The 14345-nt window shown below is 68.5% G+C and carries 14 protein-coding genes and 2 pseudogenes; 12 read left to right on the top strand and 4 right to left on the bottom strand.

Going from position 1 to position 14345, the window contains the following annotated elements:
• The first annotated feature begins 38 nt into the window (after window positions 1–38).
• Window positions 39–1466: a carotenoid oxygenase family protein gene (locus tag ACWGO0_RS17410; protein WP_453534919.1), complete on the top strand. Its 1428-nt coding sequence runs from the start codon at window positions 39–41 to the stop codon at window positions 1464–1466.
• 66 nt (window positions 1467–1532) lie between these two features.
• A pseudogene (locus ACWGO0_RS17405) lies at window positions 1533–2042 on the top strand (RNA polymerase sigma factor); the annotation flags it as partial.
• On the opposite strand, the gene ACWGO0_RS17400 reads toward ACWGO0_RS17405, so the two are convergent.
• Together ACWGO0_RS17400 and ACWGO0_RS17395 are read right to left on the bottom strand one after the other, a co-directional pair.
• The gene (locus tag ACWGO0_RS17400) at window positions 2015–2296 is read right to left on the bottom strand and encodes a hypothetical protein (RefSeq protein ID WP_453534916.1); all 282 of its coding nucleotides are present in this window, start codon (window positions 2294–2296) and stop codon (window positions 2015–2017) included. The pseudogene ACWGO0_RS17405 and the gene ACWGO0_RS17400 overlap by 28 nt on opposite strands.
• A gap of 520 nt (window positions 2297–2816) precedes the next feature.
• The gene (locus tag ACWGO0_RS17395) at window positions 2817–3857 is read right to left on the bottom strand and encodes a PP2C family protein-serine/threonine phosphatase (RefSeq protein ID WP_453535119.1); all 1041 of its coding nucleotides are present in this window, start codon (window positions 3855–3857) and stop codon (window positions 2817–2819) included.
• Between the two features lie 429 nt (window positions 3858–4286).
• Between ACWGO0_RS17395 and ACWGO0_RS17390 the strand changes: the two genes are divergently transcribed.
• The 3 genes from ACWGO0_RS17390 to ACWGO0_RS17380 all read left to right on the top strand — a co-directional run bounded on the left by ACWGO0_RS17390 (window position 4287) and on the right by ACWGO0_RS17380 (window position 7552).
• Entirely contained in the window at window positions 4287–6122 is a 1836-nt protein-coding gene (locus ACWGO0_RS17390) for a glycoside hydrolase family 15 protein (RefSeq protein WP_453534913.1), read from the top strand.
• Between the two features lie 347 nt (window positions 6123–6469).
• The gene (locus ACWGO0_RS17385) at window positions 6470–6925 is read left to right on the top strand and encodes a group II truncated hemoglobin (protein WP_453534910.1); all 456 of its coding nucleotides are present in this window, start codon (window positions 6470–6472) and stop codon (window positions 6923–6925) included.
• Window positions 6926–7033: 108 nt separating this feature from the next.
• Window positions 7034–7552 (top strand): hypothetical protein, encoded by a 519-nt coding sequence (locus tag ACWGO0_RS17380; RefSeq protein WP_453534907.1) that lies wholly within the window; start codon window positions 7034–7036, stop codon window positions 7550–7552.
• A 72-nt stretch (window positions 7553–7624) separates the two neighbouring features.
• Here the strand turns inward: ACWGO0_RS17380 and ACWGO0_RS17375 are convergent, their stop codons facing one another.
• Entirely contained in the window at window positions 7625–8155 is a 531-nt protein-coding gene (locus ACWGO0_RS17375; RefSeq protein WP_453534904.1) for a MarR family winged helix-turn-helix transcriptional regulator, read from the bottom strand.
• 112 nt (window positions 8156–8267) lie between these two features.
• Here ACWGO0_RS17375 and ACWGO0_RS17370 point away from each other — a divergent pair, with 112 nt between their 5' ends.
• From ACWGO0_RS17370 to ACWGO0_RS17340, 7 genes and pseudogenes are all read left to right on the top strand, one after another.
• Window positions 8268–8843, top strand: a complete 576-nt coding sequence (locus tag ACWGO0_RS17370; RefSeq protein WP_453534901.1) for an NADPH-dependent FMN reductase — start codon at window positions 8268–8270, stop codon at window positions 8841–8843.
• A 227-nt stretch (window positions 8844–9070) separates the two neighbouring features.
• Window positions 9071–9499: a nitroreductase family deazaflavin-dependent oxidoreductase gene (locus ACWGO0_RS17365; RefSeq protein WP_453534898.1), complete on the top strand. Its 429-nt coding sequence runs from the start codon at window positions 9071–9073 to the stop codon at window positions 9497–9499.
• A gap of 1481 nt (window positions 9500–10980) precedes the next feature.
• Entirely contained in the window at window positions 10981–11286 is a 306-nt protein-coding gene (locus ACWGO0_RS17360) for a DUF6247 family protein (protein ID WP_453534895.1), read from the top strand.
• A complete protein-coding gene (locus ACWGO0_RS17355) occupies window positions 11283–11543 on the top strand; it encodes a hypothetical protein (RefSeq protein WP_453534892.1) in 261 nt (86 codons plus the stop codon). Before ACWGO0_RS17360 ends, ACWGO0_RS17355 begins: the two co-directional genes overlap by 4 nt.
• A 277-nt stretch (window positions 11544–11820) precedes the next feature.
• A complete protein-coding gene (locus ACWGO0_RS17350) occupies window positions 11821–12051 on the top strand; it encodes a hypothetical protein (protein ID WP_453534889.1) in 231 nt (76 codons plus the stop codon).
• A 41-nt stretch (window positions 12052–12092) separates the two neighbouring features.
• On the top strand, window positions 12093–12314 hold the full coding sequence (locus ACWGO0_RS17345) for a hypothetical protein (RefSeq protein ID WP_453534887.1): 222 nt from the start codon (window positions 12093–12095) through the stop codon (window positions 12312–12314).
• 227 nt (window positions 12315–12541) lie between these two features.
• A pseudogene (locus ACWGO0_RS17340) lies at window positions 12542–12817 on the top strand (transposase); the annotation flags it as partial.
• A gap of 62 nt (window positions 12818–12879) precedes the next feature.
• Here the strand turns inward: ACWGO0_RS17340 and ACWGO0_RS17335 are convergent.
• Window positions 12880–14097, bottom strand: a complete 1218-nt coding sequence (locus ACWGO0_RS17335) for a CoA transferase (RefSeq protein ID WP_453535116.1) — start codon at window positions 14095–14097, stop codon at window positions 12880–12882.
• Window positions 14098–14345: the final 248 nt, after the last annotated feature.

Raw genomic sequence — 14345 nt, 5'->3', positions numbered from 1 at the left:
TCCGCGGGATCCGCACGGGGCCCGACAAGGAGAGCGGAATGACCGACGAGACAGCTCTTCCCCTGTACCTCCGCGGCCGCTTCGCCCCGGTAGTCGACGAGCACGGCACGGCCGACCTCACCGTACGGGGATCCATACCGCCAGATCTGGACGGCCGATATCTGCGCAACGGCCCCAACCCGCTGCCCGGCCAGGACAAGGGGTACTGGTTCACCGGTCCCGGCATGCTCCACGGCATCCGCCTGCGCCACAGACGCGCCGAATGGTACCGAAACCGGTGGATCCGCACCCGAGAGCTGGCTGGGCATCCCTTCGTCCGCGCGGACTTCACCCTCGACCTGGCCGCGACGCCCGCCAATACCCATGTGATCAGGCACGCCGACAAGGTGCTGGCCCCGTGCGAGGTGGGCCTGCCCTACTGGGTCTCCGAGTCGCTGGAGACCATCGGACCGTACGACTTCGGGGGACGGCTGAACACCGCGATGACCGCTCATCCGAAGGAGGATCCGGTCACGGGAGAACTGCACCTGTTCGAGACCGGGTTCGCCCCGCCCTACCTCACGTACCACCAAGTGACCGCGCAGGGACGGCTGCTCGACAGCCGCCCGATCGAGGTGCCGGGCCCGACGATGATGCACGACTTCGCCATCACCGAGCACCACGTCGTGTTCATGGACCTGCCTGTCGTCTTCGACCCGGCCCTGGCCGGGCGGGGCGCAATGCCGTACCGATGGGACCAGGAGTACGGCGCACGGCTCGGGATCATGTCCCGTACACCCGGCAGTACCGCGGTGCGGTGGTACGACGTCGAACCCTGTTACGTGTTCCACGTCGGCAACGCCTACGAGGACGCACAGGGACGTGTCGTGCTGGACGCGGTGCGCTACGACCACCGTGGCTTTCGGCGCACGTGGTCGGACATCGGCGGATCCGCGGGACCGAGCGGGCCGGCCGGCGCGGCGGACCTCCAGGCCGCCGCGCTGCTGCACCGCTGGACCCTGGACCCGACCACCGGCCGGGTCATCGAGTCCCGACTCGACGACCGTGCGGCCGAGTTCCCCACCCACAACCAGATCCTCACCGGACGCCCGAACCGATACCTGTACACCGTCTCCGACGACGGCATCGCCAAGCACGACCTCGCGCGCCACACTCGTCACGTCCATGAGATGCCAGGGAGCCGCTACGCAGGCGAGGCGGTCTTCGTACCCGCTTTGGACGCCACCGATGAGGACGAGGGCTGGCTCCTGTCCCTCGTCTCGAGCGACGACGGTCAGACCGGCGAACTGCTCGTCCTCGATGCCACGGACCTCGTGGTCCAAGCGGGGTGGTGGAACTGCCCCGCCCCGTCCCGGCCGGCTTCCACGGAAGTTGGCTGCCCGAGTCCGCCCACTGGCCCTGAGACACCACTTCACCCGGCGTATTTTCTCCGGCAGGGGCACCCGTGCCCGATGCGGAAGCTCTAATCTGCCCGTGCACCGCCGAGCGGGAGAAGCGGCACTTCATCTCCTGCGCCGAACAAGGTTCGCGACATGTCGCCACGGAGGTGTTCAGACATGGTGCCCTTCAACTCACCCACGGACGACGAACTCACCCGCAGGGCCCAGGCCGGCGAGACCGGAGCCCTCGGCCTGCTGCTGGCCCGCCATCAGGCGCCGATGCGCGCGGTGGCACTGAGCCTGCTCGGCCACGGCCCCGACGCGGAGGACGCCGTCCAGGACGCCGCGCTGACAGCACTGCGGCGTATCGGCGACGTGCGGGACCCGGCTGCAGTGGGGGCGTGGCTGCGGGCGGTCGTGCGCAACCACGCCCGTATGCGCCTGCGGGCCACACGGGAGACGCCCGGCCTGGACGGGCTCGACCACCTGAATCCGCGCAACCAGGAGTTGTCGCAACCGGAGCAGCTCATCGAGCAGCACGCGATGCGTGACTGGATCTGGGGCGCACTGGAAGCGCTGCCGCCGCAACTCCGACTGGTGCTCATGCTGCGGCAGTTCACCGGGATCACCTCCTATCAGGAGATCGCCGACGCGTGCGAGGTACCGGTCGGGACCGTGCGCAGTCGGCTCCACCAGGCCAGGGGAAAGATGGCCCAGGAACTGCTGTCGACCGCCACACAGGCGCACGACGACGCCTCCGTGCTCACCGAGGGGAGCAGGCAGGAGGCCGTGGCGACGTTGGACGCGTGGGAGACGGGAGGTCTGCCCCGGGAGATCTCCGAGTTGTGGCCGGCGGAATCCGAAATGGTCGGGCGACTCGGCCGGCCGGGGGAGCGCATCCACCCCGTCCCGGTCATGCGCCACTACCTGGAGGACGGGGTACGCCAGCACCTGCGCCATGTGGTGGCCGGCCGGGACATCGGCATCTGGGAAATGGACGTCACCCACGACGGCGCCGTCCACGTCTGCCCACCGTCCCTCGCCTGGCTCATGTTCCGCCGCAACGGACGCGTCCAAAGGCTCCGGGTCGTCTTCCCGCGGCCGTCGCGGTCTGAGGCACTTCCCGCAGGCGGAACTACAGCTGGACGTGTCGCCTCGTACGCCGGGCGGACCTGTCCTTGCCGGGTCCGCGATGCGCGGCGGAGCCACGGGCATGTCACCTTCGGCGGTCGCGCTGCGCCAGCGAGCGTCACGAGCACGGTTCTGCACCCGCAAGGAAGCGGCGAGCACGGTTGTGCACCCGCAGGGAAGCCGCGAGTACGGTTGCGTACCCGCAGGGAAACCGCGAGCCATGCGGTCACCGTCCGCCCTGCTGCGTCCCGGGAGATGAGGGTCGCTTCCGCAGCTGCTCCACATCATGTCGACGTTGGTGGGCGCTCAATTCGACGTGGGTGGGCGCTCAATCGCGATCATGGCGGCGTCGTCGCCCAACCGCCCGCCGACGTGGTCGAGCAGATCATGCCGGAGGCGATTCAGGAATGTGTGGGGGTTGCTCTCGGTCCAGCCCACGATGCGCTCGTTGAGCGGATAGAAGGCACCCGTGGCGTCGCGGGCTTCAACAACTCCGTCCGTGTAGAGGAACAGGAGGTCGCCTGCCTCGAACGCGAAGGTGTCGATGTGGTAGCGAGGGTGCGTCAGTTCGCCGAGGCCCAGCGGAGGAGCGGGCTGGGAGGCCTCGATCGTCAAGGTGCGGCCGTTTCGGAGCACGACCGGGGGCGGGTGTCCGCAGCTGATCATGTGGACCCTGTTTTCCCGGTCGGGGATGTCCAGAATGGCGGCGGTGATGAAGGTCTCTCCTGCCTGATCCGTCTCTGCGGGTTCGGACAGGCCCCAGCACACGCTGCCGTCGAGGTAGGTAACCAGCTCGGCCAGAGTCGCCTGGCGGTGGGCGGCAGCCCGGAACGCGCCGAGCAGCAGGGCGGCGTCGCCGACGGCGGTCATGCCTTTGCCCCGGACGTCGCCGATGATCAGCCGGGTGCCGGAGCTGGCACGTACGGCCGCATACAGGTCACCGCCGATCTGCGCCTCGGCCTCGGCAGCAAGATAGAGCGAGGCGACGTGCAGCGGCCCGATCCGCTTGGGCAGCGGCCGTATGACGACGCGCTGGGCGGTCTCGGCCACGTACCTCACTTGTGTCAGTTCCTTCGCACGGCGCTCCCGCAGTACGCAGAAGATCACGAGGCTCGTTCCGACCAGGATCAGGGCGGCGATCTGGGCCTGGTGGTTCGCTGAGAAGAGGGTGTCGCGATCGCGCAGAACCGCGATGACCGCCTGAGCCACCACCGCGAGGGCGGCAACCAGCCCCGTCCCCCACGGGCCGGCGAACGATGCGGTGATCGCCGGTGCTGCGACCAACAGGGGGCCCAGGTGGATATCGGGCGGAGCAAGAACGTCGACCACCACAACCGCCACGATCATCACGATCGGGACGGCAGCCAGCCCACGACCACGTCGCGCCGACCATCGAGGACCGACGAAGCGATGCAACACTCTTCCTCTCTACACCTGTCCTGTCCGACGCGCACCAGCAGGCCGTCACAGGCCGTGGTGCCCCCGACACCGCGGCGCACATGTTGTTGTTCGGGGTCGAGGACACGGAGGTTGTTGGACGCGGCGAGCACAGCGAGCACTCTGTCAGAGGGCGCTCGACCGGCGACCGATGTATGGAATCGGCCGTGTCGTGGCTGAGGACAGGACTCGGCGACCGGCTCGCTCGCTTCAGGCAGCCCGCCGGTACTTCTCGGGGTGGACGCACGGCTCCGTAGGACCCCCGCATCGAGCAGCGGTCTAGCATGAAGAGCAAGGCTTCGTCGCCAGCCCCGGGCCCGCAGGGACAGGGAGGCCGGTATGGCGTTCGACACGACTGGTTTCGAGCACGCGGACGGCTGCCGTTACATCCCGATCTCCGAGCACGGCCTGATCGGCGACCTTCGTACGACCGCCCTGGTCGGCACGGACGGCACCATCGACTGGTACTGCTGCCCGCGCTTCGACGCGCCGAGCGTCTTCGGTTCCATCCTCGACGCCGACCGGGGCGGGTCGTTCGAGTTGGCCGCCGAGGTCCCGAACCGCACCCGGCAGTTCTACTTCCCCGACACGAACGTGCTGATCACGCGGTTCTTCGCCGCGGACGGGGTGGCGGAGATCCAGGATTTCATGCCCGTGGTCGACGAGTCGCGCGAAGCGGCCAGGCACCGGCTGATCCGGCGGGTGATCTGCGTCCGCGGAACCCTCCCGCTCAGGGCGCGGATCGCCCCCCGTTTCGGCTACGGCGCCGAAGCGCACACCACGCACATCGAGGGCCACGCTGCGGTGTTCCGCTCCCCGTCACTGACGCTCGCGCTGACCGCCACCGCACCCCTGGAGAGCGACGGCCTGGACGTGTGGTCGCACTTCAAGCTCCTCGAGGGCGAGTCCCACGTGTTCGCCCTCGACCAGATCGGCGACGACATCCCGGTCCGGTCGTGCCCGCGCGCCGAGGCGCAGGAGCAGGCCGAGGCGACCGTCCGGTTCTGGCGCCGCTGGCTGGCCGGCTCGCGCTACCACGGGCGGTGGCGGGAGATGGTGAACCGCTCCGCGCTGGTGCTGAAGCTGCTCACGTACGCGCCGACCGGTGCGATCGTCGCCGCACCGACCACCAGTCTGCCCGAGCAGATCGGCGGCGAGCGCAACTGGGACTACCGCTATGTCTGGGTCCGCGACGCCGCCTTCTGCGTCTACGCGATGCTGCGCCTGGGGTTCACCTCGGAGGCCGAGGCGTTCATGGGGTTCCTCTCCGAGCGGGGCATCCTGCGGGGCACGGCGGAGAGCGGTCCGTTGCAGATCATGTACGGCATCGACGGGCGCACCGAGCTGCCCGAGTACGAGCTTCCCCACCTGGAGGGATACCTCGGCTCCGCACCGGTCCGGGTGGGCAACGCCGCCACCGGCCAGCTCCAGCTGGACATCTACGGTGCGCTGATCGACTCGATCTACCTCTACGACAAGTGGGGGCAGCCGATCAGCAGTGACCGCTGGGACGAGGTCGGCGCCGTGGTGGACTGGCTGTGCGAGCACTGGGACCAGCCCGACGAGGGGGTGTGGGAGACCAGGGCCGGCCGGCGGAACTACGTGTACTCGCGGCTGATGTGCTGGGTGGCGCTGGAGCGCGCGATACGTATGGCGAACCACCGCGGTCTGCCGACGGACCTGCCCCGCTGGCGGGAGTCCCGGGACGCGATCTACCGGCAGATCATGCGGCGCGGCTGGTCGGCCGAGCGAGGGGCGTTCGTCCAGGGGCTTGACGACCACGTGCTGGACGCCTCGCTGCTGATGATGCCGATGGCCAAGTTCATCTCGCCCACCGACCCCAAGTGGCTCTCCACCCTGGACGCGCTCACCACGGACCTGGTCTCCGACTCGCTGGTATACCGCTACGACCCGACCGCCAGCCCGGACGGCCTGCGCGGCCCCGAGGGCACCTTCTCGATCTGTTCCTTCTGGTACGTGGAGGCGCTGGCCCGCGCAGGCCGGCTGGAGGAGGCCCGGCTCGCCTTCGAGAAGATGCTCACCTACGCCAACCACCTCGGTCTGTTCGCGGAGGAGATCGGCCCGACCGGCGAGCAGCTGGGCAACTTCCCCCAGGCCTTCACCCACCTCTCGCTGATCAGCGCCGCCTTCAACCTCGACCGCGCGCTGGGCTGACGCGGCATCACCGCAGGGAGGGAGGCGGGAAGACCAGTCCGGCCGCCGTCAAGGACGACCTCGGCCACCTCGGCTTCCGGTTCTGCCACCTCGGCTTCCGGTTCGGCTCCGCCGGTCAGCTGCCGGTCAGCTGCCGGTCAGCCGCTGGTCAGCCGCACGTCAGCCGCTCGTCGCGACCGGAATGGACGTCGCCCGCTTCCAGGGCGGCCAACGTAGAGCTCTGCCCGGGAAGTTCACCCGGGTCGTGCTCGCAATCGAGTCGCTCTGCGGTTGAATGCAAGGAGCCTCGTGGAAGTGAAGCATCACGAGCAGACCACCGTGCCATCCATTCACCCGGAAGAGGCGGAATGACCGACAGCACGAAACCCCTGGTCGAGGCCATCGGCGGTCTCGATACGCTCCGCCGCCTGAGCAACACCTTCTATGACGGTGTCCTGGCGGATCCGTTGCTCGCGCCCGTCTTCGCCAATTTCAGCCGCACGCATACCGAGCACGTCGCCATCTGGCTCGCCGAGGTCTTCGGCGGCCCGACCCGGTTCACCGACGAACTCGGCGGCCACCAGGCTCTGTTGCGCGCCCACCTCGGCCTGTCGATCACCGAGGAGCAGCGCCTGCGCTGGATGGAGCTGATGACAGCTGCCGTCGAGAAGGAACTCCCGGACGACGAACTGCTGCGGCGCCGCGTCATCGAATACTTCGACTGGGGCACCAAGATCGCGTGCGAGGTGTCGGCTGATCCGGTCGGCACCGACGTCGGTGACCCCGGCCCCACACCCCAGTGGGGCTGGAACGGACTGGCCTGAACCCTGGGGGACCTCTTCAAGTCCTACCTCAGCGGGCGCACCGTCCCCCCAGAGGGGGAGGCAGCCCGCCGTAGCGGACGATGTGCAGCTGCCGCGCCCGAAGCCAGCATGTACGTCATGACGACAGTCAACGCTCCGCTCCCCGCCTTCGCGCCCGCCCCCGCGCCTGGCTGGGCTCGCCGCGCCGCCCACGCCATAGCCCTCTGCGCACTCCCGTCCGGTCTGTGGCGTATCGCCATGGCCTCCGGTGTCTACGTGGGCTACAGCGACCAGGTGCTGCGCGACGTCTTCGACATCCCGGGATGGGGCATCGCGTACGTCGTCGGCCTCTCCGTCCTAGCCGAGGCAGCCGCTCTGCTTCCGCTGCTGCTCGTCAGCGACCGGTGGAAGCCACTGCGCCCCCGGGCCCTCGCCACGCTGGCCTGGACCGCCTCGGGCGTCCTGGTCCTGGTGGCGCTGTGGCAACTCGTGGTCGCTTTCACCGTCGAAAGCCAGACGTACATGTCGAGCGATACGGCACTGACCGTCTGGTGGCTCGCTTTCGCCCCGCTGTTCGCCACGCCTGCCCTGATGACCGCCGTGACCTGGTCGTATGCAAAACGGCACCGGGCAAAAGGACAGGCATAGCCCGCACCACATGATCAGACAGGACCCCAGCCCGGCGTCAGACGCCCCTCCGCAGGCTTCGGCCACCACCCTTCAGGACGCGGGTTCGTCGATGTCGTCGCACGGGGCGGGGGCGGAGTCGCAGGGGGCAGTGGCCAAGTCCATGCCCCGGACGTCGCAAGCGATCCGGCTGAGCAGGGTCCGGAACGCTTGGCGTTCACTCTCATCGAGCGAATCGAGGAGCCGGTCTTCGGCTTCCCGTACCTGCCGCTGCAGGTCCTGGAGGGTGTTGACGCCCCGGGCGGTGGCGACGATCTTGCGCTGGCGCCGGTCGGCCGGGGTGAGCCGGCGCTCTACCAGGCCGGCCGTGACGAGGTCGTCGATCAGGTAGGTCATCACCGTGCGGTCGATCCCCAGGTACGTGGCCAGGGCGAGCTGATTCTGCTGGTCGCCTCGGACGACGACGGCGAGAGTCTGGTAGCCGCGAGCACCCTGCGGGACGTCATCGAGGGCCGACGCGACGACGGTCCGGTACGCGCGCACCAGGACGAGGAGGGAGAGACCGAAGTCCCCCGCGAAGTCGACACCGTCGGCGACCGGCGAGGTCGGTCTATCGGTGCTCATAACAGGAATTGTACCCGCCCATTTGTTGTTGAAGAGATCATCTGCACAGCATGCGATCTATAGGACAACGCACTTCGACGACGAAGCGCCGCAGAGTCAGAAGGCGAACGTCATGCTCAAGATTGGCATCATCCTCGGCAGTACCCGCCCCAACCGCAACGGTGAACAGGTGGCGAAGTGGGTGATCGACACAGCCTCGCGCCGCGACGACGCCGCGTTCGAACTCATCGACCTGCGCGACCACCCCCTGCCGCACTTCGACGAGCCACTGCCGCCGATGCTCGGCCAGTACCAGCACGAGCACACCAGGCGATGGGCAGCCAAGATCGCGCCGTTCGACGGGTTCGTCATCGTGACACCCGAGTACAACCACGGCATCCCCGGCGTGCTCAAGAACGCCATGGACTTCCTCTACGCCGAGTGGAACGACAAGGCGGTCGGCTTCGTGTCATACGGCGGGGTTGGCGGGGTGCGGGCCGTCGAGCACCTACGCGCGGTGGCCGCCGAGCTCCAGATGGCCGACGTTCGTCAGCACGTCGCACTGTCGATGATCACCGAATTCGAGAACTTCAGCGTCTTCAAGCCCGGCGACTACAACCTGCAGGCCCTGGACACGATGCTCGACCAAGTCATCGTCTGGAGCGCCGCGCTCGCACCGCTGCGCGTGGCCTCGGCCGTCGCGGCCTGAGCCGCCCGCCGGGATCTGTTCGCCCATTCTGCGGCGTACGAGAAATCCCGCCACGTCCCATTGAGGTCTCATGACCAGAGACATCCCATGCCGCCGAGAAGGCACGCACGTCCGCCGTCACCAGAGGGTCGAGCATGCGGGCGCCCCGGCCGTGCGAATCACCCTGATCCACTGATGCCTCCTCATCTGCCTGATGGAAGCGATCACTTGAACGACAGGAGTCCGACATGAGCGAATCGCTCGACCGGAACGCGAAGACCATCGCGGAGTTCCGAGCGAACGAGGGCAGGGTCGGCGGGGTCTTCGAGGGCGCTCCGCTGGTCCTCGTCCATCACCGCGGCCGCAAGAGCGGGCAGGAGTACGTCAGCCCGATGATGTATCTCCCTCACGACACCGCGCCGGACATCGTCTACGTCTTCGCAACCAAGGGCGGAGCACCCGCCAACCCGGACTGGTACCGCAACCTGACCGCCGCCGGTGAAGGCATCATCGAACGCGGCACCGCGACCTACCAGGTGACCGTCCGCGAACTGATCGGCGCCGAACGCGACCGCATCTACGCAGAGCAAGCGCGGCGTTACCCCGGCTTTGCGGAGTACGCACGCCAGACTGCCGGAATCCGCATCATTCCCGTGCTCGAACTCCGGGGGGCGTAGCTCACACGCTGTCAGCTTCAGTGAGTCGAAGGAGAGAGAACCCCCAGTGAGGCAGTCATCCGCACTGGGGCGTTGGCGGGCCTGTTTCCGGCGACATTCCCGTACGGACAGGGCAGGGACCTCGCCGGGGTCATCGAAGAGGTCACGCCGGGGTTGCTGGATTCTCGCCCGGCGACGAGGCCATCGGATTCACCCAGGAGCGGGCCTCTCAGGCGGAGTTGGTCCTGTTCGAGGCCGGTGACCTCACGCGCAAGCCGGAGTAGGTCTCACGGGAGGTGGCCGGCAGCTTGTACGTCGTCGGCGTAGCCGCATGGGAGGGGGTACACGCCGTCCGGCCGAAGGAGGGCGAGACCATCGTCATCTCCGGAGCCGCTGGGGGGAGTCGGCTCGCTCGTCCTCGAGCTCGCGCGCCGTACCGGGGGCCAAGGTCATCGGCTCGGCGAGCGAGAGCAAGGACGAGTGGCTGAAGAGCCACGACGCGATTCCGGTCGCGTACGGCGAGGCGTCGCGGACTGCATCAGGGCCGCCGCGCCCAGCGGCGTGGATGCCTTCATCGACACCTTCGGCGACGGTACGTCGAGGTGGCTCTCGCCCTCGGCGTCGCGACCGATCGGGATTGGGATCGGATTGACACCATCGCCGATTTCGAGGCCGCCGAGAAGCACGGGGTGAAGACTGACGGGGGTTCGCGCCCGGGCAGAGCGCCAAGGTGCTTGCCGAGCTGATCGTCGACGGCCGCCTCGAGGTGCCGATCGCGAACGCCTACCTATTGGCGCAAGTCCGCGAGTTCTACATCGAGTTCGAAACATCGCCACGCCCACGGCAAGATCGTCCTGGGGCTCTAGCGAATCCGGTGAGAGTCCTCCATGTGTCCTGGTCAACGGCCTAGTGGTGGGGGAGTTGAAAGTGAGTTCGGTGTCCCCACCATGGCGCTCTACCGCCACGTCCTGAGCATCGACGAGCGCGTACGGCTGATTGTCAGAGACGGTGTTCAACGGAGAGCAACTGGGGGAGGTCGTCCGGCTGGCGTGCGCTACTCGATATGGAGGCAGGCTGGCTGTGGGGCCGTTGGCAGGGCCATCCCTGGCTGGTACGAGCCATGGCTGCCCTCACCCGGCCGATGACCTCGCCCCGGACGATGCGCGGGGACGTGGCGGTAGAGCGCCTGCCCGACGAGGCAGTCGTGTCCGTGCCGTCGGCCTCGCCACAGCGACCGCGACGAAGGCGCTCGCCACGCTGAACCAGGGGGTCTGGAGCGGTCCGTGCCCGGCTTCGGTACCGTGGTCGCCAAGGACAGGAGGAGAACGGCCCTCGGCCCCCCGGATGATGCGATCCCGGGTGAGTCTGCCGGGTGGAAGCGATGCGGGCACGGGCGCGAACTCTCCCTGCGCACCCGGTAGAAGGGGATCCGCCCATGCTCGCGTCCACGGCCACCTGGCGCGCGTACCGTGGTGGTACGACCCTCCGGGAGGACCCAGCCGATGACTGCGCAGCCCGACCACGCCCCCCTCACCTCGTATGCCCCCGCCCCGGGAGCCCCGGCCGAACTCCTCGATCAGCTGCGCGCCGACCGGCGCGCGGACCGGTGGGTGCCGGCCTTCGAGCAGGAGTGGACGACGGCGCTGGAGGAGTCGCGCCGGACGTTCTCCCTCGCCGGGCTCTACGAGGTCGTCCAGGTCTGGCAGGCCCGCCTCGCCTCCGCCCCGGCAGTCGACGCGTTCCTCGCCTCCGACAAGGACGACTCCGCGTTCGTCGACCTGGAGGAGATCCGGAGCAGGCGCCGGTGACCGGTCAGCCGTACGCGGTCCGGCTGTCGCCTCCGGCCACGAAGGTGCTCGACGCACTGCCCGAGCAAGCGCAGCAGATGGTCTGGGACGTCCTGGACGCCGCGGCCGGGAACCCGTGGGGCTTCCCGCAGTGGGACGCCGGCGACCCGGAGGGCGAGGACGTACGCATCGCGTCCGTCGGCCAGTTGTCCGTCGTCTTCTTCGCCAACCGCCCCCTGCACCACCTCTCCATCCTGGACATCGTCTGGCTCGGGTAGCCACTGTGACAACGCTCCGACCCTGGCATTCGAACGACACTGTTGGCGAATGCGGCCTGCTCAGGTCTAATTAATGGGCCAGAGGGCTGCCAGGTGTGACGTGCAAGTGCGGGCACGTGGGGTGTCGGTCCACCAGGCGTTGAGCCGGTGAAAGTCCAGCGCGGTGGCCGTGAGCTGGTGCTGACGGCCGCGTCAGAGCGCAGCGACATCCACGTCGCAGCGGTGTTGCCGTGCTTGACCTCCGATCGTTCACCGCGCTCCCCGAGGGAGGCCGACCGTGCTTGCGGCGCTGCTGAGTGTCCTGGGAGCACTGCTCCTGCCCATCGCCGTCCTCATGCTGATCGTGGGCAGACGGTGGCTCTACGGCCCCGATGCGCTGGAGCTGCCCTGGCGCCTCCTCTACGTGTCGGTCCTCGCCGTGCTCTTCCTGGTGATCGGCCTGGCGCTGTGGACCGATTCCGGCTGCGGCGCCGAATGCCAGCCAGTGGTGACGCCCGTATTCCCCTGACCGGGACCTGCGATTGAGACGAACGCGCGCTCTGCGCAGCTGTGGGCCCAGGCCGTCCCGTCCTGTGCGGATTCCTCTTCACCGGACAGGACCGCATACGGCTCTACCTCGCCACCGAACAGACCAACGACCTGATCGCGGCCGACGTGCAGCTCACCGGCGCGCTGGCCGCTCTGCCCTCACCCATCGGCGAGAAGGAACGCTGGGTGGATAGACGCCTTGACCCTCACTGCGTCCACACGGTCGACCCGACCGCGTGGTAGTACCGGCCTGGGCGGTCACCGACGCCGCGACGAGGGGACCGACCGCAACCGCAACGACCCCCGCCGAAAGGAAGATCTCGCCGAACGGGAAGCCGTACGTGACCGCTGGCAGGGCATCAGGCAGCACCAACCACCGAAGTAGCCGGGATGCGACGGGCCGCTAGGTCACGCCGCGTTCCCGCAGCTCTGTGCCTGGCCCGTCCAGATGCCGCGATGCCCGGCCGCCTGCCAGGCATGTTCGTGCCTTCGCCCAGATGCTCACTCAGCTCCAGGGTGGTCGACTCCGCGAATGGATGGCGGCGGTCCGAACCGACGACCTGCCCAGCATGCACACCTTCGTCAACGGCCTCGAACGTGATCTCGACGCCGTCATCGCGGGTCTCACCCTGCCCTGGAACTCGGGGATCGTTGAAGGCCATGTCAACCGGATCAAAATGATCAAGCGTCAGATGTACGGCCGAGCTGGCTTCTCACTCCTCCGGAAACGGGTCCTCCTGGCGTGAAGGGGGTCCAGCCAAGGTGAGACCAAAAGCCACAACGGCTCGGCCGTGCCTCTTGCTCCCGTTCAGGCCCAGTTCGGCAGATCGGTACCCCACTGGGTCGGGGCACGGTTCCAGTTCGCGGGTGCGCCGTCGTAGTGGACCGGGGCCAGAGCATGACGCAGCAGACCGTAGGGCGATTCGGTCTCGGTGAGCCAGGATCTGGGGTCGTAGAGGTCGGCTTCGCCCTGCCCGGAGGTGGGGTGGATATCGTGCAGCAGCCAGGAGGCCGTTCCTGCCAGGGAGAGGCGAAGATGCCGCCCGCCGCCAGTGGTCTGGCGGTCGCTTAGTGCACGTAGGACGGCGGCGGCGAGCAGGTACCCGGTTCCGTGGTCCAGCGCCTGTGCGGGCAGCACACCGGGGCGGCCGTCGGCCGTGGCCTCGATTGCGGCGATACCGGTACCGGCTTGGACCAGGCTGTCGAAGCCGCGGCGCTCGGCCCAGGTGCCGGACCACCCCCAGGCACACAGTTGGGCCACGATGAGACCGGGGTACCGGTCCATGAGCACGTCTGGGGTCAGTCCGTGCCGGTCCAGGGCGCCGGGGCGGTAGCCGGTCACCACGACGTCCGCCTGGCTGAGAAGGTCCTCGAAGGCGTGCCGGTCACCGGGGCTGCTGAGGTCCAGCAACGTGGAGCGTTTACCCATGCCGGTGTCGGTGTGAGTATCTGGGTCCTCGGGGAGTTGGGGGGCGTCCACGCGCAGCACGTCGGCGCCCAGCAGCGCCAGTGTGCGTGTGGCGACGGGGCCGGCGAGGACGCGGGTTAGGTCCAGGACCCGCACGTCCTGGGCCGGTACGGATGCGGGCGCCAGCAGTCGAGGGCTGCTCTGACCCACGTGCCGCGTCTCGACCAGGGCGGGTCCGGCCGCAGCGGGCGCGGAAGCCACGGCCACAGCAAGGCCGCCCGCCGCGTAGACGGTCTCCTGGACCTCCCCGGCCGGTCGCGATGCCAGCTCCTTCGAGAGCACACCCACCAGCACCTGGTCCGCTTCTGTGTCCGCGATATCCAGGGCGCTGAGCAGCCGGGCTCGGTGGTGCGGGTAGTTGGCGTGGGTGCGAACCCAGCCGTCGGCCGCCTGCCAGAACCCGGACAGCGGGGCGAAAGACGTCGGGGCCCGGCCGGCGATTCGCAGGTGGCGTTCGCTGACGAACGCGGTGGCCACCGCCGCCTCGTTCACCCGCACTGCGGGCACCGGCACGCGGTTGCGCAGCGCCAGCAGTTCCGCCGCTGCCAGCGAGGCCACTCCGACGCTGGCCCGCGCCAGTTCCCTCACCGGCAGACGCGACGGCAGGACAGCACCCGCCCCCTCGAAGGACACGCTCTGAACCAGTTGGCTCCGGCCCCCCAGGGCCGCCCAGGCGTGTGCGGTGGCCGCATCCTCGGTATACGTCATCCGCTCATTGTGCGACACCACCAGGATGACGCTGCTGGCGGGCATCTTGGCTGGCCCCCTGAAGGAACACGCTACGTAATCGACCACAGAAATTGATC

This window comes from Streptomyces sp. NPDC055749, assembly GCF_053617235.1.
The sequence above is the reverse complement of the archived record's forward strand: the minus strand, read 5'-3'. Positions and strand labels throughout refer to the sequence as shown.